Origin of the sequence: Dehalobacter restrictus DSM 9455 (assembly GCF_000512895.1) — a bacterium.
GTDB lineage: Bacteria > Bacillota > Desulfitobacteriia > Desulfitobacteriales > Syntrophobotulaceae > Dehalobacter > Dehalobacter restrictus.
The window spans coordinates 2,248,018-2,271,689 of the sequence record NZ_CP007033.1 but is presented as its reverse complement, the minus strand read 5'-3'; the positions used below and the strand labels follow the sequence as shown (position 1 = coordinate 2,271,689).

27 protein-coding genes are annotated in these 23,672 nt (G+C 44.8%); 25 read left to right on the top strand and 2 right to left on the bottom strand.

Annotation, left to right across the window (positions count from 1 at the left end; translation table 11 throughout):
* From DEHRE_RS10885 to DEHRE_RS10820, 14 genes are all read left to right on the top strand, one after another.
* Entirely contained in the window at nt 1-597 is a 597-nt protein-coding gene (locus DEHRE_RS10885) for a chemotaxis protein CheC (protein WP_019226150.1), read from the top strand.
* Nucleotides 594-1,076 carry a chemotaxis protein CheD gene (locus DEHRE_RS10880; RefSeq protein WP_019226151.1) on the top strand — a complete coding sequence of 161 codons (483 nt, stop codon included), beginning with the start codon at nt 594-596 and terminating at the stop codon, nt 1,074-1,076. The genes DEHRE_RS10885 and DEHRE_RS10880 overlap by 4 nt, the downstream gene beginning before the upstream one ends.
* A complete protein-coding gene (locus DEHRE_RS10875; protein ID WP_019226152.1) occupies nt 1,076-1,492 on the top strand; it encodes a hypothetical protein in 417 nt (138 codons plus the stop codon). The genes DEHRE_RS10880 and DEHRE_RS10875 overlap by 1 nt, the downstream gene beginning before the upstream one ends.
* Before the next feature lie 15 nt (nt 1,493-1,507).
* Nucleotides 1,508-2,260 carry a FliA/WhiG family RNA polymerase sigma factor gene (locus DEHRE_RS10870; RefSeq protein ID WP_019226153.1) on the top strand — a complete coding sequence of 251 codons (753 nt, stop codon included), beginning with the start codon at nt 1,508-1,510 and terminating at the stop codon, nt 2,258-2,260.
* Between the two features lie 99 nt (nt 2,261-2,359).
* On the top strand, nt 2,360-3,637 hold the full coding sequence (locus DEHRE_RS10865) for a flagellar hook-length control protein FliK (RefSeq protein WP_019226154.1): 1,278 nt from the start codon (nt 2,360-2,362) through the stop codon (nt 3,635-3,637).
* Nucleotides 3,638-3,652: 15 nt separating this feature from the next.
* The gene (locus tag DEHRE_RS10860) at nt 3,653-4,129 is read left to right on the top strand and encodes a flagellar hook assembly protein FlgD (RefSeq protein ID WP_019226155.1); all 477 of its coding nucleotides are present in this window, start codon (nt 3,653-3,655) and stop codon (nt 4,127-4,129) included.
* 26 nt (nt 4,130-4,155) lie between these two features.
* A complete protein-coding gene (locus DEHRE_RS10855) occupies nt 4,156-5,079 on the top strand; it encodes a flagellar hook-basal body complex protein (RefSeq protein WP_019226156.1) in 924 nt (307 codons plus the stop codon).
* Nucleotides 5,080-5,222: 143 nt separating this feature from the next.
* A complete protein-coding gene (locus DEHRE_RS10850) occupies nt 5,223-6,056 on the top strand; it encodes a flagellar hook-basal body protein (protein WP_019226157.1) in 834 nt (277 codons plus the stop codon).
* A gap of 2 nt (nt 6,057-6,058) precedes the next feature.
* Nucleotides 6,059-6,466, top strand: coding sequence for a flagellar basal body rod protein FlgB (flgB, locus tag DEHRE_RS10845; RefSeq protein WP_019226158.1), 408 nt, complete (start codon nt 6,059-6,061; stop codon nt 6,464-6,466).
* A 31-nt stretch (nt 6,467-6,497) separates the two neighbouring features.
* Complete coding sequence (locus DEHRE_RS10840; protein ID WP_019226159.1) at nt 6,498-7,277, top strand: flagellar hook-basal body protein; 780 nt, start codon at nt 6,498-6,500, stop codon at nt 7,275-7,277.
* Nucleotides 7,278-7,317: 40 nt separating this feature from the next.
* Nucleotides 7,318-7,746, top strand: coding sequence for a chemotaxis protein CheW (locus tag DEHRE_RS10835; RefSeq protein ID WP_019226160.1), 429 nt, complete (start codon nt 7,318-7,320; stop codon nt 7,744-7,746).
* A gap of 126 nt (nt 7,747-7,872) precedes the next feature.
* Complete coding sequence (locus DEHRE_RS15580; RefSeq protein WP_019226161.1) at nt 7,873-7,983, top strand: RCKP-type rubredoxin-like domain-containing protein; 111 nt, start codon at nt 7,873-7,875, stop codon at nt 7,981-7,983.
* Nucleotides 7,984-8,099: 116 nt separating this feature from the next.
* The gene (locus DEHRE_RS10825; RefSeq protein ID WP_242836949.1) at nt 8,100-8,438 is read left to right on the top strand and encodes a hypothetical protein; all 339 of its coding nucleotides are present in this window, start codon (nt 8,100-8,102) and stop codon (nt 8,436-8,438) included.
* 115 nt (nt 8,439-8,553) lie between these two features.
* Nucleotides 8,554-9,177, top strand: a complete 624-nt coding sequence (locus tag DEHRE_RS10820) for an adaptor protein MecA (protein WP_019226163.1) — start codon at nt 8,554-8,556, stop codon at nt 9,175-9,177.
* Nucleotides 9,178-9,198: 21 nt separating this feature from the next.
* Here the strand turns inward: DEHRE_RS10820 and DEHRE_RS15085 are convergent, their stop codons facing one another.
* Nucleotides 9,199-9,381 carry a hypothetical protein gene (locus tag DEHRE_RS15085; RefSeq protein WP_019226164.1) on the bottom strand — a complete coding sequence of 61 codons (183 nt, stop codon included), beginning with the start codon at nt 9,379-9,381 and terminating at the stop codon, nt 9,199-9,201.
* 143 nt (nt 9,382-9,524) lie between these two features.
* On the opposite strand from DEHRE_RS15085, the gene selA reads away from it, so the two are divergent.
* The 4 genes from selA (at nt 9,525) to DEHRE_RS10795 (ending at nt 15,649) form a co-directional block, all read left to right on the top strand.
* Nucleotides 9,525-10,970 carry an L-seryl-tRNA(Sec) selenium transferase gene (gene selA / locus DEHRE_RS10810; protein ID WP_019226165.1) on the top strand — a complete coding sequence of 482 codons (1,446 nt, stop codon included), beginning with the start codon at nt 9,525-9,527 and terminating at the stop codon, nt 10,968-10,970.
* Nucleotides 10,971-11,121: 151 nt separating this feature from the next.
* Nucleotides 11,122-12,216 (top strand): selenide, water dikinase SelD, encoded by a 1,095-nt coding sequence (selD, locus tag DEHRE_RS10805; protein ID WP_083221881.1) that lies wholly within the window; start codon nt 11,122-11,124, stop codon nt 12,214-12,216.
* Nucleotides 12,197-13,453, top strand: a complete 1,257-nt coding sequence (locus DEHRE_RS10800; protein ID WP_025206028.1) for an LCP family protein — start codon at nt 12,197-12,199, stop codon at nt 13,451-13,453. Before selD ends, DEHRE_RS10800 begins: the two co-directional genes overlap by 20 nt.
* A 246-nt stretch (nt 13,454-13,699) precedes the next feature.
* The gene (locus DEHRE_RS10795) at nt 13,700-15,649 is read left to right on the top strand and encodes a FapA family protein (RefSeq protein ID WP_019226167.1); all 1,950 of its coding nucleotides are present in this window, start codon (nt 13,700-13,702) and stop codon (nt 15,647-15,649) included.
* Here the strand turns inward: DEHRE_RS10795 and DEHRE_RS10790 are convergent.
* Complete coding sequence (locus DEHRE_RS10790) at nt 15,646-16,563, bottom strand: Na/Pi cotransporter family protein (RefSeq protein ID WP_019226168.1); 918 nt, start codon at nt 16,561-16,563, stop codon at nt 15,646-15,648. The two genes, DEHRE_RS10795 and DEHRE_RS10790, sit on opposite strands and share 4 nt — an antisense overlap.
* A 414-nt stretch (nt 16,564-16,977) precedes the next feature.
* Here DEHRE_RS10790 and DEHRE_RS10785 point away from each other — a divergent pair, with 414 nt between their 5' ends.
* From DEHRE_RS10785 to mraZ, 7 genes are all read left to right on the top strand, one after another.
* A complete protein-coding gene (locus tag DEHRE_RS10785) occupies nt 16,978-17,757 on the top strand; it encodes a histidinol-phosphatase HisJ family protein (RefSeq protein WP_019226169.1) in 780 nt (259 codons plus the stop codon).
* A 352-nt stretch (nt 17,758-18,109) separates the two neighbouring features.
* Nucleotides 18,110-18,280: a DUF362 domain-containing protein gene (locus tag DEHRE_RS10780; protein ID WP_019226170.1), complete on the top strand. Its 171-nt coding sequence runs from the start codon at nt 18,110-18,112 to the stop codon at nt 18,278-18,280.
* 167 nt (nt 18,281-18,447) lie between these two features.
* Nucleotides 18,448-18,870: a Fur family transcriptional regulator gene (locus DEHRE_RS10775; protein ID WP_019226171.1), complete on the top strand. Its 423-nt coding sequence runs from the start codon at nt 18,448-18,450 to the stop codon at nt 18,868-18,870.
* A 253-nt stretch (nt 18,871-19,123) separates the two neighbouring features.
* Entirely contained in the window at nt 19,124-21,292 is a 2,169-nt protein-coding gene (locus DEHRE_RS10770) for a glycoside hydrolase family 2 protein (RefSeq protein WP_019226172.1), read from the top strand.
* Between the two features lie 97 nt (nt 21,293-21,389).
* Nucleotides 21,390-21,584: a DUF1858 domain-containing protein gene (locus tag DEHRE_RS10765; protein ID WP_015043552.1), complete on the top strand. Its 195-nt coding sequence runs from the start codon at nt 21,390-21,392 to the stop codon at nt 21,582-21,584.
* 169 nt (nt 21,585-21,753) lie between these two features.
* Nucleotides 21,754-23,013 (top strand): patatin-like phospholipase family protein, encoded by a 1,260-nt coding sequence (locus DEHRE_RS10760; RefSeq protein WP_019226173.1) that lies wholly within the window; start codon nt 21,754-21,756, stop codon nt 23,011-23,013.
* A gap of 175 nt (nt 23,014-23,188) precedes the next feature.
* Entirely contained in the window at nt 23,189-23,626 is a 438-nt protein-coding gene (gene mraZ / locus DEHRE_RS10750; RefSeq protein ID WP_019226174.1) for a division/cell wall cluster transcriptional repressor MraZ, read from the top strand.
* The last annotated feature ends 46 nt before the right edge of the window (nt 23,627-23,672 follow it).

The window sequence follows — 23,672 nt, the reverse complement described above, 5'->3', positions numbered from 1 at the left end:
ATGGAGATATCTGCAATCAGGCTGGAAGCCTTTAAGGAAATTGGGAATATAGGTTCCGGGCATGCGGCAACATCACTTTCTAAGCTGCTGCAGGCAAGAATAGATATGTCCGTTCCGAAAGTTTGGCTTGTGCCACTCGAAAAGCTTAACGAGGCGCTTGGTGAGTATGATACGGTCCAGGTGGCCCTTTATCTTAAAGTTGAAGGTGATGCCCCCGGAAAGGCCATATTTGTCCTGCCGACTGAAAGCGCCAGGGTTATTGCCCAGAAATTGCTTGCGCTTCCGGAACGCCCGGATATTTTTGAGGACGAAATGGCGCAGTCGGCACTGCAGGAAGTCGGAAATATTCTGGTTAGTTCCTTCGTGATTGCATTATCCAAGTTTTCCGGAGTTTTTCTTCAGCCGTCCGTTCCGGCCATGGCCATCGACATGGTCGGCGCGATGATTGACGGTGTCCTGCTGGAAGAAGGGATGATCGATGACGACGTTTTGATCATAGATACGAAATTATCCGGAGTTAAAGAGGTGGAAGGAAAATTTTTCTTTATTCCGAATAAAGGTTCACTTGATAAATTATTAGGAGTATTCGGTATATGAGCAAGATGATCGTTGTAGGGATGGCTGATTACAAAGTAGGAAGAGCGCCTGACAAGCTGATGACGGCCGGCCTGGGTTCGTGTATCGGGATATGTGTCTATGATCCGTCAACCCAGATCGGAGGAATGGCCCATATCATGCTTCCAAGCTCTTTGGAGAGCCTTCAGGGCAATCCGGCAAAGTATGCTGATACGTGCCTGGCCATGATGCTTGAGGAAATGCTTAAGTTAGGGGTCATGAGATCGAGACTCAAAGCCAAAATGGCCGGCGGGTCTCAGATGTTTTCGTTTGGGAATAAGGCACCGCTCTTGAAAATCGGAGAGCGCAACGCGCAGGCAGTGGAACAGGAATTAAAGAAGGTCGGGGTTCCTCTGCTCGTCTATGACGTTGGCGGCAGCTTCGGGCGGACGATCACTTTTGATATTCAATCTGGCGATTTGCATGTGAGAACGATTAACCATGGGGAAAAGGTGATCTAATGGTGGAGTCTGATAAAAAACTTGAAGAAAACGCATTCAGACTGTCAGTTGTCAGCGCCGGAATTGTTCTGGTGTTTTCCATCTTCAACGGTTATCGTTATCCTGCTATTATACTCCGAACCATACTGGCTTTTTTATTTATTTATCTTTTAGGCAAAGGGCTTATTCTATTATGGAACGGAGTTGCTCCTCCGGTTAAAGAAGAAAAACCGTCTTCCAGAATCGATATCTTCCTAGGGGATACTGAAAGTCAGGACGATAACGCTCCCTACGAGACGGGGCAGCCGAAAGAGAGCCTTCAGTCACTGAAAAAACGGGTTCCGGGCCAAATCAACAACCAGATGATGGATCATTTGCCGGATGCAGCGGCCAGAGCGGAGATTGTCAGAAAAATGGGCTGGAGTGATGATCAGTAAGGAGGTGTAAGCCGCATGTATCAAGGACAATATAATACACCCAAACAAGCTGTATGGACAGAAGAGCATTTAGAGAAATTCCTGCCGCTCGTGAAGAGGATTGCAGGTCGGCTGGCGATGTCACTGCCGGAACATATTGATCAGGAAGACTTATTCGGTTACGGCGTATTTGGATTACTGGATGCGCTTCAGAGATTTGACCCTTCCCGCAGCGTGAAATTTGAAACGTACGCAACGTTAAGAATCAGGGGTTCGATCATCGACGGATTAAGATCGATGGATTGGGTTCCGCATTCGGCCCGTCAGAAGGTTAAACAGGTTACCCAGGGTTATGCTCAGCTGGAAAACCAGCTCGGACGCAGCCCAACACTGGAAGAAGCAGCCCGGCATCTGGATATTTCCGTTGATGAATTGAATGCGACCTTGCTGCAGGGACAGTATATGACACTTGTATCGATCGAAGATGCCAATTTCCATGATAACGAGGACATTACCGGTTCACCTCTTGATTTGATCATCGACCCGAGCTCGCAGGATTCGTTCGGCCAGATCGAAAAAGAGGAGCAGAAACAAATTTTGACAGAAGCCATTGAGAAATTATCAGAGAAAGAGAAGCTGGTGATCGCTTTATATTACCGGGAAGAGTTGACTTTAAAAGAGATATCGGCGGTGATGAACTTATCGGAATCGCGGATCTCCCAAATTCATTCTCAAGCCATCTTACGGTTACGGGGCTATCTCGGGAGACAGAAAAAAAATATTTTTTAAACCATTTTTGAGGACAAAATGGTTTTTTTATTTGACAGACACTAAAGTCCGGACGAAAGTTTGCCGATATATTGAATAGCAGTACAAGGAGGTGAAAGGATGAATGTAGTTTTGACGCCTGTCAATGTTGAAGGAGCAAAAACGGATTCTGCAGCAGGAAAAGAAGGGAAGGGCATTGACCAGAACAACCTTCTGTTTGCGCTTTTTATGCAGAATTTGGATCCTTCCAGCAAGGCTGATGAACAAACGCTTGGAGAAGTGGCGGGAGATCGTTCGGATTCCAATTCCGGAGAAGACACCGTTTCTGACGGGATGGCTTCGGAACTGGGCACATATCTGCAATTTCTTCAAAATTTATTTCCGGCTGGCATGGAGGCCACTTCCGGATCAAACGGAGACCAAAATAGTTCCCGGGTATCAGGTTCAGCGTTAAAAGAAAGCAATGCTGCCTGGATGATGCTTGAACAAGCCTTGAAAGAGGTTCTATCCTCATCAGCAGGGCAACCCGATAAGATTATGGCTAAGGGTGAAGGTTTGCACCTTGGGAATTACCTGAAGGCTTTCGGACTAAAAGGGATTTCTAGTTCAACAGCCAATTCTCTCGATCCAGCGGAGTTGGATGATATAGTAGGTTATTTAAAAGAACTTTCTGGGGAAATTATTTCACAGAAAAACCAGAATAATCAAGCAACAAACGTTTTTAATACGAATGCGAAGCTGCTTAACTGGCTGTCCGATAAATTATCTCTGATTCAAGATAAGTACGGAGCAGACAATTTGGACACGGCAGTCCAGGATAACCTAACCGGTGTGGCAGCGGCCGATGACGCTCAAAACCACGCGATGGACAGCATGATAGACCCCAACCAGATCTTTGGTTCGGGAGACAAGACCGATGCGGCGCTTTCCGGTTCAATGACGGATTTAAGCAGTGGGAAAGCAGGATCGCTTAGTGCAAATTCGGTCTGGAACCAGGTTTTGGACATTCTGAACAAACAGGGTCTGAATTCTCGAGAGATTAAGGAGCTCACCATTCAGTTGCAGCCGCAGGATCTTGGAAAGCTGAATGTATCGATGAAGCTGGAGAATGGGCAGCTGCATCTGGTCCTTAATGCTTCTGAGCAGGCTACGGGATCTTTGCTCCAGAACAATCTGCAGGACCTTCGGAACGGTCTTGCCCAGATCGGTGTTTCGTGCGGAACGCTGGAAATGGGCTACCGTCAGAATGACCAGCAGTCTTCACAGGACAGGAGCAATTACCGCAGTCAGCAGGAGACAGCCTTAACCCTTCAAGAAGAGGCAGGCGGTATTTTGCCGGTGTTTACTTCTTACCTGACTTCAAATATACAGGGCAATCGCATTAATGTCAGTGTCTAAAACGAGGAGGAAACGATGGCAAGCGTTTATCATGTAGCCGGTTCGACGACGGATACAACCAAACCCACAGACACCAAAAGCAGTACCGACAATGCAGCTTTGGATAAACAGGCTTTTCTTCAGCTTTTGATTGCTCAGTTGAAAAACCAGGATCCAATGTCTCCGATGGACAATTCCCAGTTTGTTGCCCAGCTTGCTCAGTTCAGCTCTCTGGAACAAATGGGCAATATGGCAACGGCGATTGATGAATTGAAGGAAAGTATGGTTACGTTAAACAGCCAATCGCTGCTTACCCAAGGTGCTGCGATGATCGGCAAAGAGGTTGTCGGGCAAATCACGACCGATGGGAAAACAGAAAAAATCACGGGAACAATCTCCTCAGTTAAATGGTCGGAGGGTTCTTTAACACTGATGATCGGCGACCAAGCGCTGGGTATGGAAGATATTCTGGAAATAAGAGAAGCCGGAACCGCTGATCCCGTTACGGAATAAAAAATAATTATTGGAGGTAGCGCCTTATGATGCGTTCATTATATTCAGCCATTACCGGTCTGAAAAATCATCAAACCAGTATGGACATCATCGGTAATAATATTGCGAATGTGAATACTGCCGGTTATAAAAGGCAGAGGGCCAGTTTTGCAACGATGCTCGGCCAGCAGATCCGCGGAGCTTCCGCGCCGACAACAACGATGGGGGGGACGAATGGCGTCAGCATCGGTTTAGGCAGCATCCTTGGTTCTGTGGATAAAGTCATGGGCCAGGGCAGTTCACAATATACGGGAAAAGCCACCGACATGATGATCCAGGGAGAAGGAATGTTTGTCTTGAATACCGGGACCAACAATGTGTACACCCGCGTTGGTAATTTTGATTTTGATAAAGACGGCACTTTAATTAATGTGGGAACCGGCGCTAAGGTTCAGGGGTATACCAGTGTCTGTGCTGTTACTGCAGGAAACGCGACCACAGCGGCTGTGGTTACCCCTGATGCGGCTAATCCGTGGGGAAATCCTCCTGTTCCGAATGGCATCAAGTTTAAGCTTGGTGAAACGCTTACCGGAGATACAGATTATACCTTGTCGAGCTATAGCATCGGTCAGGATGGTGTCGTTACGGGCGTTTATTCCGACGGAATATACTCGGTAACGAAGGCGATGTTTAAAATCGCCATTGCGACATTCCCGAATCCGGGTGGTTTAACTGCAGAAGGAAATAACTATTACTCCGAGAGCAATAACTCCGGACCTGCCGCTATCGATTCGCCGGGAGCAAAGGGCCGCGGGATGATTATCCCGAATTACCTGGAAATGTCCAACGTTGACCTTTCCCAGGAGTTTACGGACATGATCGTGACCCAACGCGGGTTCCAGGCCAATTCCAGGGTTATCACGGTATCCGATACGCTTCTGCAGGAACTGATCGACTTGAAGCGGAACTAATAATCCAGCTATGAATGGTATATGTAGTAAAAAGATGTAATCAAAAGATTAAAGGAATTTAGGCTTTTACAGAGAATTAGATGTTTAAACATTTATGAGCTTGAATGTTATTTTGCGACGAAAGAGTAAAAGGAGTAAAGGATATGCAGGTATCCACAGAATATCTCCGTACCCTGCAAAGCAGAATAGACCGGGTCGGTAATAACATGGCCAATAATCTGTCTTCAGGGTTTAAAGCGCAGCTGCTCTCCGTTGAAGAAGGCTATGATGCGCAGGATTACAGCAATACAATAGCTCTGTATGGTGGTGTGCCGGGAAGCGGAAAACCGGTTTTGAATATTAATCTCTACACCGGAAACCGGTTTGATTTTAGCCAGGGTAACCTTGCGAATTCAGGTAATGATTTTGACATGGCTATTGTCGGGGATGGTTTTTTTCAGGTTAGAATGCCGAATGGACAGCTAGGGTATACACGCGCAGGAATTTTTAGCAAGGACGGTGCGGGTAACCTAGTAAATAACCAAGGTATGCTGCTTGAGCCGCGGATTACTATACCCGGGGATGTTTCAGAGATCAGTATAGATGATAAAGGGATTATCAGTGGTGTAAAAATAGCCACATCAGAAGAGGATACAGAGTACTCTTCTGATGATCAGAATTCTAATGATGAAGAAAGCCAGGACAATAGAGTTCAATTAGGTAAAGTGCTGCTTTTTCGATTTGCTAACCCTAATGGTTTGGAACACACAGGCAATAATATTTTCCTGTCTACCGATGCTTCAGGTAAAGCAGTTGAAGAAGTCCCAGGTGAGGACGGCTGTGGAATTATTAAGAGTGGTATGCTGGAAAAATCCAATGCCAATTTGTTAAGCTCGATGACGGATCTGATCCAGATTCAAAGAGCCTATCAGGTGGAATTAAGGCTAAGGCAGGATCAAGATGAGATGACGGTTCAAACTATTGCGATGAGGAGATGAGTATGGCAGGTTGGCTGGATAGTCCGATTTTTAATTTACTCGAGGGCGGGTTGGATGGACTCGGACTGCGTCAGCGTGTCTTAGCCGACAATATTGCTAATAATGACACGCCCGATTTTAAAAGATCAGATGTTAGTTTCGATAAAATCCTGCAGGCCACGATGGACAGCATGAACAATACAGCAGCAGTATCCGGTACAGAGCCCGGCCATATCCCTATTATCGGGACAGGGCTGACTTCAGACGGCTTTGTAGTTAAGGATGAGAACACCACCTACCGCAATGACGGAAATAACGTGGATATTGACCTCGAAATGACCAGGCTTGCAGAAAATACGCTTCAATACAATTCATTATCCAGGATGCTGACGATGCATCTTTCCATGCTGAAACAGGCAATTCAAGAATAGCTATCCAAGAATAAACGTTCGTTGGAGGGGCGTGAGTTTTTTGCTCAGAGGATTATATACAGCAGCTTCAGGTATGATTATGAATAACCAACAGAGTGAGGCAATAGACCGGAATCTTGAAAACATGAACAATCCCGGTTATCTCGAGGAAAGTGAAAGAGTCACTTCATTTCCGCGTCTGCTGGTCAGCAGGCTTACCCCTTCTACGACCAGTGATAAGCCTTCGGAAAATGTTCCACTGGGAATCATGGGAACGGGTGTCTACGCGGAGAAAGTCTTATACAGCACAGAACCCGGTTTGATCCGGGAAACCGGGAATATGACTGATGTGGCGCTTAACGGTGACGGCTTTTTCGCCATTGAAACGCTTGACGGGGAACGTTATACCAGAAACGGACATTTTCAGGTTGATCCTTCCGGCATGCTCAGAACAGCAGGCGGTAATCTTGTTCTTGGTCAAAATGGAGCAATCGGCCCTTTGCCGGACGATTTCACCATTCTGCAGGATGGAACAATTATCAGTACTGAGAGCAGCCAGGTCATAGACAGACTTACAATTGTGAACATCCCTGCGGAAGATCTGGATCGTGACGGACTTACGAGTCTTTATAACAGCCAGAATCAGCCTACGGAGATACCACCGAAAAACATCCGGGTTGAACAAGGTTTTATTGAGGAATCAAACGTCGACCTAAATGCGCAAATGGTCAAAATGATTCAGGTAACGCGCTCGTATTCAGCGAATCAAAAAGTGGTCCAAACCAATGATGAAATTTTACAGAAAGCCGTCAATGAAATAGGAAAGGTCTAACCGGCTTCTAAAAAGTAGAAACGTGTAAGAGGTGATTACGATGGGCTCCCAATCCGTCATTTTCTCACTTGGTAGCGAAGAATACGGCCTCCCGATCGAGACTGTTCAGGAAATAACTCAGTTGACAGAAGTTCATCCTGTACCACAGTGCTCGAGACATGTCAAGGGCCTTATTATTATCAGAGGTCAGGCAATTCCGTTGATTGATCTGCATGCCAAATTTGCGATTCCGTCCCGGAATGAGGCTGGTTTTGCAATCATTATGAAAATTAATGACAATGTTGTCGGCATTGCCGTTGATGAGATCATTGAGGTAAGGACACTCGAGAATGTTGTCCAGGCTCCTCCTTTGGTTGCTGCCTCATTTATCGGAGGAATTGTCAATCTCCCGGATAGACTGATCGTTCAGCTTGATCCGGCATTTATTTTTAGAACCGATGAGCTGGAAGATTTAAAGGCTTTGGCCTGATTGGCTCCGCCTGCCTGTTTACTGGTGGCTGGAGGCTTGGTAGGCTAACTTGACTTTTTTCAGATATTGATTTATATTAATTTAAAATTGAATTCATTTTAAATTAGAAAAGGAGGGCATCTGAGTATGGCTTTGTGGGAATGCAGTGTATGCAAAAAGGTCTCTGAAGGAAGATGTCGTCCAAAACAATGTCCCGAATGCGGCGCTGATAAAGAAAAGATAGTGAAAAAGGATTAGCAGTGCATATCGACTATTACTTATATCTTTTTAAAATTAGTTGGCCGGCTTTGAGCGGTCTTTTTCTTGTCTGCATTTTTATAGGGACAAAATGTCTTTCTATACTTAGAAAGGCGTTGGCCGAAAAGAATTATTTCAGCAAATTTCTTGCTGCAGCCAAATCGCTTTTCCTGGTCTTGATCGTTTTTATTTACTCCCTGATGTTTATGGATTACAATCAGGATTGGCTGAACGACCCTGCAGTATCGAAAGGGGTCATCGAAAGCCTCACGGCGGAAGCTGAGCAGTATACGCTCATTTTACGCAGCGGAGAAGAGATACTCACGTTAAGTATTAATGCGGCTGCTTTCCATAAGCTTCATAAGAACGATTTAGTGGAAGTCACTTATCTTCACCAGAAAAAACAGGTAGTTCAATGCAGCGTATTAACCCGACAAGCTGACAATTTCATATAATAGCATAGCTTATGTTTGACATTTAATGGAATTGATTATTGACGTCTCATGATATAATATAATTAAGCAATCGTGTTTTTATCAATCACGTCCATGGAAAGGAGAGGTGGAACTTATGCGTATTCTTAAGGTAAATGACAATACGGTTCGCATTTTTATCTCCTTTACCGAGCTCGCAGATCGCAATATATCTCTTGCTGACTTGTTTCAACGTTCCGCGAGAACTGAACAGTTTTTTTGGGAATTGATTTCAAAAGCCAGAGATGAGGTAGACTTTAGTTTAGATCAGCCTTTCTGGATCCAGGCTACTGTTGCTTCAGAAGATGAATTTGTCATAACGGTAATTAAGCAGGAAGAACAAATTGATGCGGAAATTAACCATATTATTCAAACCGCTTTTGGAGAAAAGAAAAAGAATCCACGCCCTTCTCCGAAGTTTGCGTCTGAAAAGCAATGGGTATATTTGTTTGAAGAATTCGAAGATGTTATTTCCGCAGTCCGTCTTTTGCCGGGGATTCTCCAGCTTCAATCCGCGTTGTTCCAATATGAGGGTGAATATTACCTGACAATCAGCAATATTGGAAACCCGCGTAAAAAGAAACTGGCTGAAGCGATACTGGATGAATTTGGGGAATCTGTCATGACCACGGATACTTTTCTCAAAGAGCACGGTGAAACGATTATCGAGGAAGATGCCGTAAAAATCTTAAAACGCCTCGAGAAAAAGAAAAGGAGCTAACAGCTCCTTTTGTTTTGGGTACTAGCCGGCAGGATTGAAATGGCCTGCCTTGTAGAGCTTGCGGATACTGATCAGGCAATCCGGGCAAACGGGTTGCTTTTTAAACAACAGAAGCTGATCCTTGCCATTGCAGAAAATGCATTTCGATTTTTTTTTTGCTTGAAACACGCAGAAGTCGTATATTTTTGTTCCGGACGGCTCCATTGCCTTTCCCCCTTGGATTTATTTCAGTGGGCTGAAATGTTATTATGATAATATTAAACGATCCGGCTTGTCGAAATCCTAAAAAAAACCAAGCGGGTAAGAATGAACATTTTGTCTTAGATTGCAGAATTCGGGGTGTTTTTTTGAGAAACAGCAAACTGCGTCTTCTTCCTCCGGTAAACGAGGTCATTGCCGAATTAGCAAAAACCGATGCCTGTAACGGTTATGAACTTTCGGCAATTACCTGGGCTGTAAGGAAGGCTTTGGAAAAAGCCAGAAAGATTCTTTTGGATGATCTGAATCAAGATGGTGAAGAATTGAATAGTGGAAAAACTAAAAAACTTCAGAATTTTTTGCACTGTCAGCCTGAAGAATTTGTACCGGTCTTTCGAGCGTGGTTGTATAAGGAGATCCGGGCAGAATTGAGAGGTTACGGAAGTATGAAGAGAGTCATCAATGCTACAGGTGTAATTCTGCATACGAATTGCGGACGAGCACTGCTTGCTCCGGAAGCCGCCGCTTATGTCGCGGAACAGGCTGTTGTTTACAGCAATCTTGAGCTTAACCTTGAAACCGGAAATCGCGGTTCGAGGTACAGCCATATCGAAGAAATTCTGGCAGAGCTGACCGGGGCCGAGGCATCCCTTGTTGTGAATAACAATGCAGCAGCGGTACTTTTAATCATGAATACTTTTGCCGTCCATAAAGAAGTCATTGTTTCCCGCGGAGAACTGGTGGAAGTCGGCGGATCTTTCCGCATTCCTGAAGTGCTCAAAGCAGGAGGGGCAAAACTGGTGGAAGTCGGAGCAACGAATAAGACCTGGCTGAAGGATTACCAGGAGGCGATTGGCCCGGAGACGGCGATGCTGCTGAAAGTACATACCAGTAATTATCGGATTCAGGGATTCCAGCATGAAGTTCCGGTTGATGAGCTTGTGGTGCTCGGTAAAGAGTCGGGGATTCCGGTTGTCGTGGATCTTGGCAGCGGCAGTTTCCTGGATGGATCGGAATATGGTCTTCCGCAGGAACCGACGGTGCAGGATACGCTGAAAAGCGGAGCTTCACTGGTCTCTTTCAGTGGAGATAAACTTTTGGGAGGCCCTCAGGCCGGAATTATTATTGGCAAAAAGGAACTGATTGATTGCTTGAAAAAAAATCAGCTTACTCGGGCTTTGAGAGTTGATAAGCTGGTTCTGGCTGCCTTGATTGGAACGCTCCGTTTCTATCAGAGAGGGGAAATCGGTAAAATACCTGTCTGGAATATGCTTTCCCATACAAAAGATGATCTTCGGAAAGACGCGCTGAAGCTTAGTGAAATGCTTGCCGGCCTGCCCGGTTTGGAAATACAGGTTATGGACGCTGAATCCTGCGTCGGAGGCGGGGCTTTTCCGACGGCGGTGCTTCCGACTTACGTATGTGCGGTAAAGCCAAAGCAGAATTCCGTAGTTGATCTTGAAAGTTTTTTAAGACAGGGAGACGTACCTATTCTTGCCCGCATTGTGAAAGATGCAGTTGTTTTTGACCCTCGGACGCTGCTTCCGGAGGATTATCAGGTGATTGCAGACCGTTTACGGGAATGGAATCCGTGACAAAATACTCGTACAGCATTCTAAAATTTCTTACTAAATTGTTGATTTATCCTTTTGTATTTTATATTAGGTCTGCAGATCATGTTGTGATATAATTGCTTTTGAAAAAAACAAAGTGAGCAACAAGGAGAAAACGAAAGGAGGGAAAGCAATGTCCGGTGACAAAATAAGACTGACGCAGTACTCGAGCAAATCTGGCTGAGGGTGCAAGATTGGTCCTGGTGACCTGGCACAAGTTTTGTGTCACTTTCCAAAACAAACGTCCAACCCGGATCTTCTGATCGGCTTTGATACGTCAGATGATGCGAGTGTCTACCGTCTTAATAACAATCAGGCGATCGTCCAGACAGTTGACTTTTTTACTCCGATCGTTGATGATCCATATTCTTTCGGGCAAATTGCCGCAGCCAACGCCCTCAGTGATATCTATGCCATGGGTGCGCGTCCGCTGACTGCGCTGAATCTTGTTTCTTTTCCGATTGATAAGCTTGATAAAAGCATATTAATGGAGATACTAAGAGGGGGAAAAGACAAAGTTGAAGAAGCCGGAGCCTTAATCATCGGTGGGCATTCGATCGATGATCCTGAACCGAAGTATGGTCTGTCCGTAACAGGCATTATTCATCCTGATCGGGTGCTGACTAATTCCAGCGCCAGGGAAAACGATTTGCTCGTTCTGACAAAACCATTAGGACTTGGGATTATCACGACTGGGATAAAAAACGGGATTGTCCCAGCAACGGATGAGAAAGCCGCCATTGAGGTCATGGCACGGCTGAATAAGGAAACGTCGGAGATTGCAGTCCAGACCGGAGTAAATGCCTGTACGGATATTACCGGCTTTGGTCTGTTGGGACATCTTCACGAAATGATGAAAGCCAGCGGTATGCAGGCTGAGATATTTGCAGGGAATGTTCCGGTTTTGGACTGTGCCTGGGACTGTCTAGAGAAAGGAACAATCCCCGGAGGAACATTGTCCAACCTGATTTATCTCGAGGATTATCTGGATGCAGAGTGCAGTCTGGACTGGAAATTGATCCTCGGTGATGCTCAGACTTCAGGTGGGCTGCTTCTGGCAGTGCCTGAAGAAAAAATTGAAACGCTAATCACGGAATGTCATAACAGGAATGTGCATTCTGTCGAAATCATTGGCAGAATATCGAAGGGAGAACCCGGAAAAGTATTAATTCGTGGGGGAACCCATGCCTTTACCAAGACAACGATAAATGGAGTGGGACAGACTTGAGGAAAAAAATAAAAAAAGGAAAGCTTTTACGATCATTGCAGTTCTGCTCGCAGGGATTATTGCCGGTTCGGCTGCCTTTGGCTACTTTTTCTTAAATCAAGGAAGTACAGGTATGTGGGAGAGTACAGAAAACGCAAGTACGGACTCTCTTAACAAACGGATAAGCTTCCTGTTAATCGGCGCAGACAAAAGGCCCGGACAGACTTCCTATAATACGGATACTATTATTGTTGCGAGTGTGGATCCTGATACGAAATTAATTTCTCTCTTGTCCATTCCCAGGGATACCAGGGTCAGCCTTCCCGGATCAAATTCTTACATCAAAATTAATTCGGTCGTGATGTACCGAGGAATTCCTGAGCTGATGGATGAGGTTACCGAACTGACGGGCATACTGCTTGACGGCTATGTCGTAACCAATTTTGACGGTTTTAAAAGTATTATCGACACAGTGGGCGGAATTGAACTCGATGTTGAAATGGATATGTACAAAGAGACCGGAGACGAAGTTGACGGCGTGATTGACCTGAAAGCCGGAGAGCAGCATCTGACCGGGACTCAGGTGCTCCAGTATGCTAGATTCCGGGGAGACAGCACCGCGGACATCGGCAGAACTGCACGGCAGCAGAAGGTTTTGAAAGCAGTGGCCAAAGCAGTCCTGCAGCCCTCAACCATTATTAAACTACCCAAGCTTATTCCTCAAATCAATGAAGTTGTTGAAAGCGATCTGAAACTCGCGGATATTCTAAGACTATCCAAGGCAGCTGCGGCTTTCGACAGTTCAAACATGGTGAATCAAACACTGCCTGGCTATGGACTTTATCTTGACAATATCAGTTACTGGGAAGTCAATCCCGATCATGCCAAACAAGTGACTAAGAATCTTCTGCTCGGGATTACCACCGATATAACCATCGACGGGACAGTCCTCGACCTGCTGAGCCCGGAACTTCGATCCCATATCACGGTACCCGGAGGCTCTTCAGATCCAAACGGCACCGCATCTCCAGGTCACGATGACTCGGGCAGTACGAGCGGGAGCAGTAAAGAATCATCCGGAGCAGCGTTGAATGACGGAAGTACGGGAACAAGCGGCGGAACCGGTACGGACATTGGACAGGGTACGGGTAGTCCGGACCAGGGCAACAGCTTGGGGCAGGATGAAAGTAATTTGAACAATGGCAATGCTTCAAATAAAAAGACGAAGGAAATAAAGCTATTAATCATTCCTGAATAATTCTCTTGTAGACAAATATCGAAATAGTCAGTAAAATGAGAGAGAATAATCATAAAATACTGTAATCATGCTATTACAGTATTCTTTTTTTAAAAAAATTATAAATTAACAGATAATCTTTGGCTAATTTTCGTTAATAATCTAATACATTTATTTAATATATATGTTTTTTTAGGACTAAAGTCCTGTGTGCTTTGTTTTTGAAATAAGACTATTTTTCCAGGTTGTTTAAGGAGAGTGCGGGCCATGAAAGAAATGATTGCAACAGGTAAAACGTTGGAAGAAATCAGAGAGAGATGGTCTCGGGAATGGGGCTGTGATCCTGAAGCGCTGCAGATAGAGACCATAGAGAAACCGGGAGTCTTCAGCAGACTCTATAAGGTAAAAGTAATTTTGCCGGATTCGGATAAACAAAATTTTCCGCAGGAAGATACTCAGGAGGAAGATACCCGGGTCCTCTGGGATCAAGTCAAATATACGATTTATCCCGGATCGCAGGTGCAAAGCATCGTTCCTTATCCACATGCTGGGAAATTATTTATGCTGGGCAACGAAATTGGATATGAAATGCCCGTTAATAAAGGTGATACCTTTGAATTCTATCCTTTGGTCCAGCAGGGTGGACTTTCCTGGGGAATCTCAGTTGAGCCGGATGGCAGCAAAGCTGTCGCGAGAGTCAGACACGCCCGTGCGGGTAAATTCGTCCTAGCCAATTCTCTCCCGAATTATTCGCAGTTTGTACTGGAACAACATGTTTCCTTTGACGCTTCCCCTGAACCTGATGAGCTGCCAACGGAAGCAAACCTGCTGAAAGAAATCAATGACAAAGGAATTGTTTATGGAATAAAGAGCAATCTTTGGGCGGATTTTATGGCAGTCGATGGTGAAAGGGAAATTGTCATCGCTGAAGCAACCCTGCCGATTCCAACTGTTCAGCCCCAGCTAATCGACTATGTTGGTGAACCCGTATTTCAGAATGAAGAAAGCAATGAAGAAAAAATTGATTATTTCGCCTGTAAGATTGTCCTTTGCCAGAAGGATGATATTCTGGCCAGGAAGATCCCGGGTAAAGAAGGGGTCCCCGGTACGAACATTTTCGGAAAAGCCACTCAGGTTGATAAAATCAAAGACTTCATGATTACAATGAAGAAGAATGTCTATCTGACTGAGAATATGGAAGTTAAAGCCTCCTGTTCCGGTACACCGGTAAGGGTCAATAAAAATACATACTTAGTTGAAAACGCGTTTATTCAAAACAAAGATGTTGATCTGAGTACCGGAAGCATCGACTTTCCAGGCGATGTGTTTATCGGGGGCAATGTTGCGGACGGACTGTATATTCATTCCTCCGGCACAGTCAAAGTACAGGGTTCTGTCTCAGGCGCTGATATTAAAGCGGAAACGGGACTGGCAGTAAGAAATAATATTATAGCCAGTAAAATACTTGTCGGAGAGAAACATGTCTCTAGATCCGAGTTTATCAAAACCATGCAGGAAGTCAGTGAAGGGCTTGCGCTCTGTGTTCATCAGATTGAGCAGCTGCAGGGAGTATCCGCCAATACGAGTGTTGGCCAGCTGTTCAAGGTCATCCTGGAGAAGAATTTTCAACAATTGCCAAAGAAGGTTGAAGAGCTGGAGAGACTGCTTAACAGCCAGGAACGCGGGTTTGTATCCCCGGAGCTTGATCAGGCGATACGTTCGGTGAAGCATTTTATGATCGGATTAGGACCGCTTCAACTTAAAGATACGCTTTATCTTAAAAATGCCCTGAAGATTGTAGGTTTCTTCATGGCCACCAAAGGACTGGCCGCCTCGGCCAGTGTTCTTTGTGACGTCAGTTATGTCCAGAACTCTGAAATCAGCTGCGCCGGCGATTTCTTCTGCCATAAAGGCGTGTACAATTCCATTTTAAAAATTGAAGGCTGTATGAAAATTCATGGTGTCTGCCGCGGCGGCGAGATCAGTTGCTCGGGTGATGTTTACATTTGGGAACTTGGCGGCTCGAATATCAGTGCCACGACAATCAAGGCATCCAAAGACAGCCATATCAATATTGAGTTTTGCCACGCCAATATTAAAATTTTCATTGGCAAAGAGCTGATCAAGATTGATGAACCGGCTCAAAAAGTTGATATTTTCAGGGACAAAGGGAACCTTCAGGTTGGAAAGCTAAGATGGGACGGTAGTACGCGCTAACGGGATCTGGCCAGTAACCGGCTGATATAGGGCAGCAGAGGAAGAACCATAAGCGAAGACAGGATGTTAAAAATTGTATGACCGTTGGCAATCTGGCGGCTTAGGCTTCCTCCAAGGAACCTGATCATCTCGGTCAGCGGATCCAGAAGCGGGTAAAACATCAGAACGCCAAAAACGTTAACGAACACATGAAATAACGCAACCCATTGAGCTGATCTTGAGGTAAAAGCTGAGACAATCAAAGCGGTGAAGCAGGTCCCGATATTGGCTCCGAAAATAAACGCAAGGGAGGTTGGCAGATCAAGCCAGCCTCTTTCTGTTAAAACCATCACAAGGCCTGCCGTTGCACTTGAAGAATGCAGGGCCGCCGAGAGAACGGTACCTGCCACAATGCTTTCAAGATAGCTGCTGTTTAGATGGAGTAGCCGTTCCTGGAAATATGAGGTCGAGGCAAGCGGGATCATCGCGGATTCCAAAACGGAAAGAGAGAAAAACATCAGGCCTAAGCCGGCCAACGCATAGCAAAAGAATTTTATTTTGCCTTTCAGCAGCCAGAACCCTAGAAATCCGGGCGGGACCAGCCATATGGCGAAATCCTTGAGCGGCAAAGACAAAAGCTGGGGCGTTACCGTGCTGCCAATATTGCTTCCGAGGATCAGTCCGAACGTATTTTGAAAGCTTAACAAACCGGCGTCAACAAAGGAAATTGCCATTACGGTCAGCGCTGTGCTCGATTGCAGGATACTTGTCGCCAGAATGCCGCTGATGAATCCTCTCCCGGTGGTTGCGGTGAATCTCTGCAGAACGAGCTGGAAATAAGACCCTGTGAATTTTTCCAGGCCATCTCTAAGAATTTTTATTCCTGTCAATAATATCATCAGGCCTAAAAAAGTAAAACAGATGGGGACAAGCATCAGCAGCTCCTTCAGCTTTTCAGAATAAGATTACTCGGTTAATTCTATTCGCTTGAACCAGCCGCATGTCTGAATTATCAAACGCTAGTACAACTTTCGTTAAATAATTACACAAGCAGCCCTAACAACATGATTTTTAATATATATATTTCTGTTAAATAACAAAAAAACTTGCGACCATCTGCCGCAAGTTAAGAAAAGAGAGGAGTGGGGATAAAATTGGAAAACGTGAGACTAATATCATTGTGTCCTGTTTTCTAAGAAACTATGCAAAAGTTTTTTTGCAGGAATTTGGTGCTTTTTATGGAAAATAGATTGCATACAGATGTTTCATATTCCGCCGGATAATCTTTAGATAGAATGAATCATTCGATCTAAGATTTAAAAAAAGTATTAAAGGTTACGAGGTAGGTTATGCTTGATTTACATGTTCATTTGCTCGGGCATCTTGACCGGGAAGTAACAAGGGGAAATATCCGTCTTTTTCTTGACGAGGCTAAAAAGAAGAATTTAGTTCAGATTGGTTTTGCAGATCATGATATGTACTGGAATGACCTAAACCTGGATCTGATCAGGGAAGTCGCCGAAGAGTATCCTGAATTGCAGGTGAGAATAGGTCTTGAGGTCGACTATCGGGAAGAAAATGAAGAACTGATCCGCAAACGGATTAGTTCATATCCCTTTGACTATACGATCGGTTCTGTCCATGAAATTAGCGGATGGTTCTTCGATTATCCCGAGGAAGAAGAAGAACATCTTAGGCGGGACCCTGACAGCTTGTACCTGGAGTACTTCGCGCTGGTGGAAAAAGCAGCTGCCAGCGGAATGTTTCAGATTATCGGGCATTTCGATTTGATCAAACTGTTCAAAATCAGGCCGCGGACAGACGTAAGGATTCTTGCAGGCAGGACCCTGGAAACGATTAGGAAGCAAGGACTGGCCATCGAAGTCAATACCAACGGACGGTATAAGCCTGTGCAGGAATTTTATCCGGAGCCGAAACTGCTTGAACTGATTTACCAGATGGGCATCCCAATCACCCTAGGCTCAGATGCGCATGAACCAAGTACGGTGGGACGTGATCTTGAAGAGGTTGTCCAGCAGTTAAAGCTATTCGGCGTAAAAGAAATAACCGGGTTTGCGGGGCAAAGACCTCATGCTTTGATGTTTAAAAACACGCTGATTGGAGAATAATAGAACTAAACATTGACGTTAATTGTTAATTGCGTTTCTTTGTTCACAATAACACAAATGGGAGATGGAAATTCAATGATTGAAAGATGCCGTTCCTGCGGACACGAACACGATGATATTTCCAGGGTCACATTTCGCCGCAACCACGTCAGCAACCGGATGCTTCCATACTGTTCCTATTGCCTGAGGAGATTATACAAGGTGCCATACAGGCCTTAGTATTTCAAATATTTTAAGGTTTGCATGGCAATCATTTTTCTTTCCGGAAATAGCTTAGCTCAAAAATACACTTGTCTTTTTGTCTGCACTTTGATATAGTTGCTGGTGAAATAGGAAAAGGAGGGTTGGGACTATGGCATACATTATTACTGACGACTGCACAACATGCGGATCCTGTGTCGATGAATGTGCAGTAGGAGCTATTAGCGAAGGCGACGGCAAATATGTCATCGATGCTGATACCTGTGCAGAATGTGGCGCTTGTGTAGACGCTTGTCCTTCTGGTGCAATTATTGAAGGATAATTAAATACTGCAATAAAGAAAGAGTATCTGAAAGATGCTCTTTCTTTTTATTGACGGCATTTGTCCAGTGGGTATATAATACAAATAATTATAATGATTCTAAAAATAGACTAAATTTATATACAAACTCAAAGCTTCTCAACAATTGACGAAAGGAATTGAAAGCCGTGAATGCTGTCGAAATTCTAAAGGGATTAAAGGATAAGGGAATACGCTTTACTCCCCAAAGGCAGGCAATTTTGGAATTTTTATTAGTTACTGATTCCCATCCCACTGCGGAAGAGATCTACAAACAGGTGAAGACGAAGTTCCCCGGTGTGAGCCTGGGCACGATTTACAACACACTGAATATGCTCAAGGAACATGGGTTTCTTCTGGAACTTCCTTGTGGGGATATGTCCAGCCGTTTCGATGGTAATCCGGTAAACCATTATCATGTGATGTGTTCGAGATGTGGCAGGGTTGTCGATTTTCATAGCGCATTAATTGATATGGATGCAATGGTCACTGATAAAACAGGCTTTGATGTGCATACCCATAACCTGGTGTTTTATGGGGTATGTCCAGGTTGTCAAGACAGCAAAGAATAAGGCTCTCCGTCAAATGTTGGGGTGAACTTCTAAACAAGAGAACGCTAAATATGATGCTGGTAATAGTTTCAGACTGTTATCAGCATTTTTGATGTCCGTGGATGGATAAATGCCGCGGTCATAACATCTTTCTGATGGATATAAGTGTAACTAAGGCTGCCAAAGCTTGGCAGCCAAGTTTTCTAATTTTTTGCAGGTTTTTTTAGGGCTTTGCTCGAAATAAATATGAAAATGCAAGATTTTGCGAGGTTTTATGTTTAAAAGATTTACAGTCATACTTGTTTCGATGTTTATTATTGCTGCTCTTGCAGTATCCATATGCTGGGAAAACACTCCGGGTGTTGAACTATACAGTGATAACCCTGTCACTAAACCGTACAGGATTGCCCAGGACTTAGGCGGAAAATGGAATAGCTATTCAAGCTTAAGACAGGCTTTGACCTATGAAAATGAGGCAATGGATAACATGATTGATGTTTTGGACCTCAACCAGGCCAAAGATTTGATTATACCTTCGAGTCAAGGGTTCGATGTTGCCGCTAAAAAATTTTCTGTTACCGGCAAATGGAGTTACAAGACGGCTCAGTTGGTTCTGGAAGGGGTAAACGGAAAGGTAAGCGTATTCTTAAACGGCATTGATGATGTGAATTTGATCGGTGAAGTTGAAGGAAACGGCGGCGTATATATTTTAAACTTTCCTGCCTCCAGATTTGATTTCAGCAAGGAAAACACGTTGTACCTGAAGGCTGAGAAGAACAGCGTTCAGCAGAACAGAATTTTTGGCTGGTTATGGCCGGAACAAGGAAAAATTACCGGTCAGGTACGCTTGGAGGCAGTATCAGAAACGACCATTGATTTATCGAGCATAGCTGTTTCGTATGATTCAGCGAAAAAGCAAGTGAAGGCCCGCGTGAAGATCAAGCATCACGATATGCTGGAGCAAGGACCTTGGGTCTTAAACGGAGCTTTAACCGCTAATCAGCAGAAGCTCGCCGAATGTGTACTTCCGCTGAGTACCAACGGCAAATTTGAGCAAGACGCGGAGCTGGTTTTTCAGGTGCCGACTGCGCATTCCTGGAGTCCGGAAGATCCTTTCCTGTATGAGCTTAATCTGAATATAACCAATAACCGCGGAGGCTATGACAGTCTTCAGCTCCCGGTCGGAATCCGTCAGCTGGGAACAGCAAACGGAAAATGGATAATGAACGGTACAGCCTTGGACGTCCGGGGCCAAATCATTTCCCAGGAACAGGATTACACAATTCGAAATCAGCGCCAGACGGAGACCTTTCTGAAGAACCTTAAATCCGGCGGCTATCATGTGATCTGCTTTATGGGCTTCTTCCCTGATGAGAGCTGGCTGTATGCCGCAGACAAGCTTGGCGTGGGCGTATGGCTGGAAATGCCTGTCGGTTTTACGGCGTCGTCTAAGATACCGGATCCGGCGGTTTTTGAAGATCTTGCTGCCGTTGCGGCAAAGCATCCGTCGGTATTAGCCTGGACGATTGCCAAAGGCATTGATGATTCCGCGGCTTCCTCAGAATACTTTCGGAAGGCTGGAGATATGATTTCCGGCTTTTCACAGTATCAACTTTCATTCCCAAAAGGTCCGGTTGATTCAAGCGTAACAGAGAATATTTTGATCCTGCCTGAAGGATTGCAGGGTGAATGGGGAAAACTGACTTATTATTCCGATGGGTCAGCCAACATGGTGCAACCATCAGATTCCAAATGGAAAACGGAAAAAGTTGCCGTAATTTTATGGCTGATCTGCCTCGTGTTTTTGAGCGCCCAAAACTTCTTCTCGATTAAATGGAAATACCAGGAGCTGTTTAATGATTTGCCCAAAAGGGCCGTGCGCAGAGCTTTTTTTTGGTGTTGTCTGTCGCTCGTGGCCCGCATGGGAACGCTCGGAGCGATTGTTGCTTCTCCACTTTTTAATTTGCCGGTCGATACCATACCGCCCTGGATTTCTTATGACTTCACCTGGCTTAAGGAAGTACAGGATCTCCCGTTCGCACTTGTCTGCATCCTTATCTCCTTCTTTTTGATCGTCTTAAGATTGCTGCAGGTTGGTGTTGCAGCTTCAGCCTTCCCTCAAAATCCGGGGACGTTGGGGCTGACATGCTGGATGGAAAGAAAATACGGCTGGATTGTTCTTGTTGGCGTTGCTTTCGTGCTGACAATATACGGCATGCCTTACTATTTCCCGATTGCGACGTATATCCTTCTGTCCGTTATATTCCTGCCTGCCAGGATCAGAGGCTCCTGGAAAGCCGGTGGGAAACACTCACGCCTGCTGATCGTTCCAGCCACAGTCTTTTTTGGCATTCTGATCACGTGTTCATGGCATTATCAGGATTTTTTCTATCTGATTCAAATGGTCTTGCCTAACATCGACTTTTCTTTTCATTTATTTTAATATTTATTACTAAATTCTAATCGCGATGAATTTGTTTGCTTCTTATAATGAAATATTTTATAATAGCATTGAACTAACTTGTACAGGAGGAACTCGAATGATCACGAAAGATATGGTTATCGGCCAGGTTCTCAGACAATACCCGCAAACTGCAGAAATTTTTGTGGCACTTGGTATGCACTGTCTGGGATGCCCGTCTGCAACAAGGGAGAGTGTTGAAGGCGCTGCGATCACGCATGGCAAAAACCCTGATGATCTGGTGGCAGAGCTTAACAAAGCCGTCGGACAGTAAGGACTCTAAATACACTCTAAGTGCCCCGATCATTCTCACAACAACAAGGCTCTGCGGTATATTCCGCAGGGCTTTTTTAGTGTATCATAAAAGTGTAAGCATTTTTGATAGAACTAAGTGCAGGTGAGATCGGTATTAACCTCAGGAGTTTGAGTGAAGGAGTGGAAGGATGTACGGTCTTGTTTTGGAAGGCGGAGGGGCAAAGGGCGCCTATCAGATTGGAGCCTGTAAGGCGATGCAGGAATTGGGCATAAGCTACGGGGCAGTGGCCGGTACGTCTATCGGGGCGCTGAATGGAGCGATGATTGTTCAGGACGAACTGGATAAAGCGTATGAGCTGTGGTATGAGATGTCTCCCTCGAAGGTATTTGATATCGAAGAAGTACGGCTGGAAGAACTTAAAAAGTTGGACATATCCCATGATGGACTGCTTTACTACATGAAAAAGACCAAGGAGATTGCCTCCAGCAAAGGCCTGGATATCACATTTATCAAAAAACTGCTTCAGGAAATCGTGGATGAAGACAAGCTTAGAGAATCCAAAATGTTGTTCGGATTTACGACGGTTTCCCTGTCGGATATGAAACCCATGGAATTTTTTCTCGAGGATGTCCCCAAGGGCAAAGTTGTAGAATATTTACTGGCAAGCTCAAACCTTCCTGCTTTTCAGCAAGAAAAAATTGACGGAAAACACTATCTTGACGGCGGTTTCTATGACAATCTGCCTTTAAACATGCTGGTGGGCAAAGGTTTCAAAGAGATCATTGCTATCAGGACCAACGCGCTGGGCCGTCGCAGAAAGCTTACGGACAGGGAGGTTCATGTTCAATATATTTCTCCCGCCGAGACGCTTGGCAGTATCCTGGATTTCAGCAATGAACAGGCCAGATACCATCTTGAACTTGGTTATTACGATGTTATAAGGCAGTTCAGGCGTCTGAAAGGCCAAAAGTATTATATCGAACCAACAGGGGATGAGGACTTTTTTATTCGCATGATGCTGTCTCTCGGTGAGAAAAAAATTTTGGCGTTGGGAGAAAAGCTGGGCTTTAAAGGCATTCCTTACAGGAGGATGCTTTATGAATATATTATACCGAAGATTGCTGCTTTGCTCGATATGAAAAAAGAAACAAGTTATGAGGAAATGGTAATTGCTCTTTTGGAATTTATTGCCCTGGAACAGGATATTTATCGGTTTCGAGTCTATTCGTTTCAGGATTTTCTGGAATTGGTCAGTACGAATTTACGGGAAGTGAAAACAAAAAGCAGCGGGGAAGCATTCGCCCTGCCTGCTTTCGTGAAGCAAAGCGGCGTTCTGCCCAAGATGGTGAAAAATCTGATTCTGCGGGAACTGATTCGTGAACTTTTCCAAGAACAGAATTTTGCTGCTGCGATCCTGCCAAATAAAAATTCGCAGGACATTACCTAACCATTATGTTTGGATTTTTTTGATTAGCGGATTAAGGAAAACATGAAAGATAGGGACTAAATTCCTATTTTTTTGTTTTCTTTTTTTTGTAGCAGGAATTCTCAGAAAAATAGAGAATATGTGGGGTATAGTGGGTTGAAGTGGTAAGTTAGTGGTGCCTGGTGGGGTGAAGATTATGTTCATGGGGGAATTTCTCCATACGATAGACAATAAAGGCCGTCTGATCATACCGGCAAAGTTCAGAGAGCTTCTTGGCAATAAGTCGTTTATTACCAAGGGGATGGAGGACTGTCTTTTTCTTTATCCTGAAAACGGATGGTTTGATTTTGTGGAGAAGCTGAAACAGCTTCCGGTATCGCAAACCAGAGCCCGTGAATTTACCCGCTTGTTCTTTTCCAGCGCTGCCGAGTGTGAATTTGATAAACAGGGGAGGATCTTGGTACCTGCAAATTTGCGGGAGCGTGCTTTTTTGGAAAAAGATGTCGTTGTTGTCGGTGTCATGGATAGAATCGAGGTCTGGGATTCCTTGAAATGGAGAGAATACAGCACCAACGCTGCCAAAAATTATGAAGATGATGCTGAGTCCCTTGCTGCAATGGGTTTAATGATCTAGAAAAATACACCATCGTACATAGGGTAAACGAAAAGTGGGTACGCTT

Bases quoted from the DNA above. Each gene is read 5' to 3' on its own strand.
- DEHRE_RS10865 (WP_019226154.1), top strand. From the start codon at position 2,360: ATGAATGTAGTTTTGACGCCTGTCAATGTTGAAGGAGCAAAAACGGAT.
- DEHRE_RS15580 (WP_019226161.1), top strand. From the start codon at position 7,873: ATGGCTTTGTGGGAATGCAGTGTATGCAAAAAGGTCTCTGAAGGAAGA.
- DEHRE_RS10875 (WP_019226152.1), top strand. From the start codon at position 1,076: ATGGTGGAGTCTGATAAAAAACTTGAAGAAAACGCATTCAGACTGTCA.
- DEHRE_RS10770 (WP_019226172.1), top strand. From the start codon at position 19,124: ATGTTTAAAAGATTTACAGTCATACTTGTTTCGATGTTTATTATTGCT.
- DEHRE_RS10835 (WP_019226160.1), top strand. From the start codon at position 7,318: ATGGGCTCCCAATCCGTCATTTTCTCACTTGGTAGCGAAGAATACGGC.
- DEHRE_RS10820 (WP_019226163.1), top strand. From the start codon at position 8,554: ATGCGTATTCTTAAGGTAAATGACAATACGGTTCGCATTTTTATCTCC.
- DEHRE_RS10795 (WP_019226167.1), top strand. From the start codon at position 13,700: ATGAAAGAAATGATTGCAACAGGTAAAACGTTGGAAGAAATCAGAGAG.
- flgB (WP_019226158.1), top strand. From the start codon at position 6,059: ATGGCAGGTTGGCTGGATAGTCCGATTTTTAATTTACTCGAGGGCGGG.
- DEHRE_RS10870 (WP_019226153.1), top strand. From the start codon at position 1,508: ATGTATCAAGGACAATATAATACACCCAAACAAGCTGTATGGACAGAA.
- DEHRE_RS10760 (WP_019226173.1), top strand. From the start codon at position 21,754: ATGTACGGTCTTGTTTTGGAAGGCGGAGGGGCAAAGGGCGCCTATCAG.
- DEHRE_RS10860 (WP_019226155.1), top strand. From the start codon at position 3,653: ATGGCAAGCGTTTATCATGTAGCCGGTTCGACGACGGATACAACCAAA.
- DEHRE_RS10850 (WP_019226157.1), top strand. From the start codon at position 5,223: ATGCAGGTATCCACAGAATATCTCCGTACCCTGCAAAGCAGAATAGAC.
- DEHRE_RS15085 (WP_019226164.1), bottom strand. From the start codon at position 9,381: ATGGAGCCGTCCGGAACAAAAATATACGACTTCTGCGTGTTTCAAGCA.
- DEHRE_RS10855 (WP_019226156.1), top strand. From the start codon at position 4,156: ATGATGCGTTCATTATATTCAGCCATTACCGGTCTGAAAAATCATCAA.
- DEHRE_RS10800 (WP_025206028.1), top strand. From the start codon at position 12,197: ATGGAGTGGGACAGACTTGAGGAAAAAAATAAAAAAAGGAAAGCTTTT.
- DEHRE_RS10885 (WP_019226150.1), top strand. From the start codon at position 1: ATGGAGATATCTGCAATCAGGCTGGAAGCCTTTAAGGAAATTGGGAAT.
- DEHRE_RS10785 (WP_019226169.1), top strand. From the start codon at position 16,978: ATGCTTGATTTACATGTTCATTTGCTCGGGCATCTTGACCGGGAAGTA.
- DEHRE_RS10880 (WP_019226151.1), top strand. From the start codon at position 594: ATGAGCAAGATGATCGTTGTAGGGATGGCTGATTACAAAGTAGGAAGA.
- DEHRE_RS10780 (WP_019226170.1), top strand. From the start codon at position 18,110: ATGGCATACATTATTACTGACGACTGCACAACATGCGGATCCTGTGTC.
- DEHRE_RS10790 (WP_019226168.1), bottom strand. From the start codon at position 16,563: ATGCTTGTCCCCATCTGTTTTACTTTTTTAGGCCTGATGATATTATTG.
- mraZ (WP_019226174.1), top strand. From the start codon at position 23,189: ATGTTCATGGGGGAATTTCTCCATACGATAGACAATAAAGGCCGTCTG.
- DEHRE_RS10765 (WP_015043552.1), top strand. From the start codon at position 21,390: ATGATCACGAAAGATATGGTTATCGGCCAGGTTCTCAGACAATACCCG.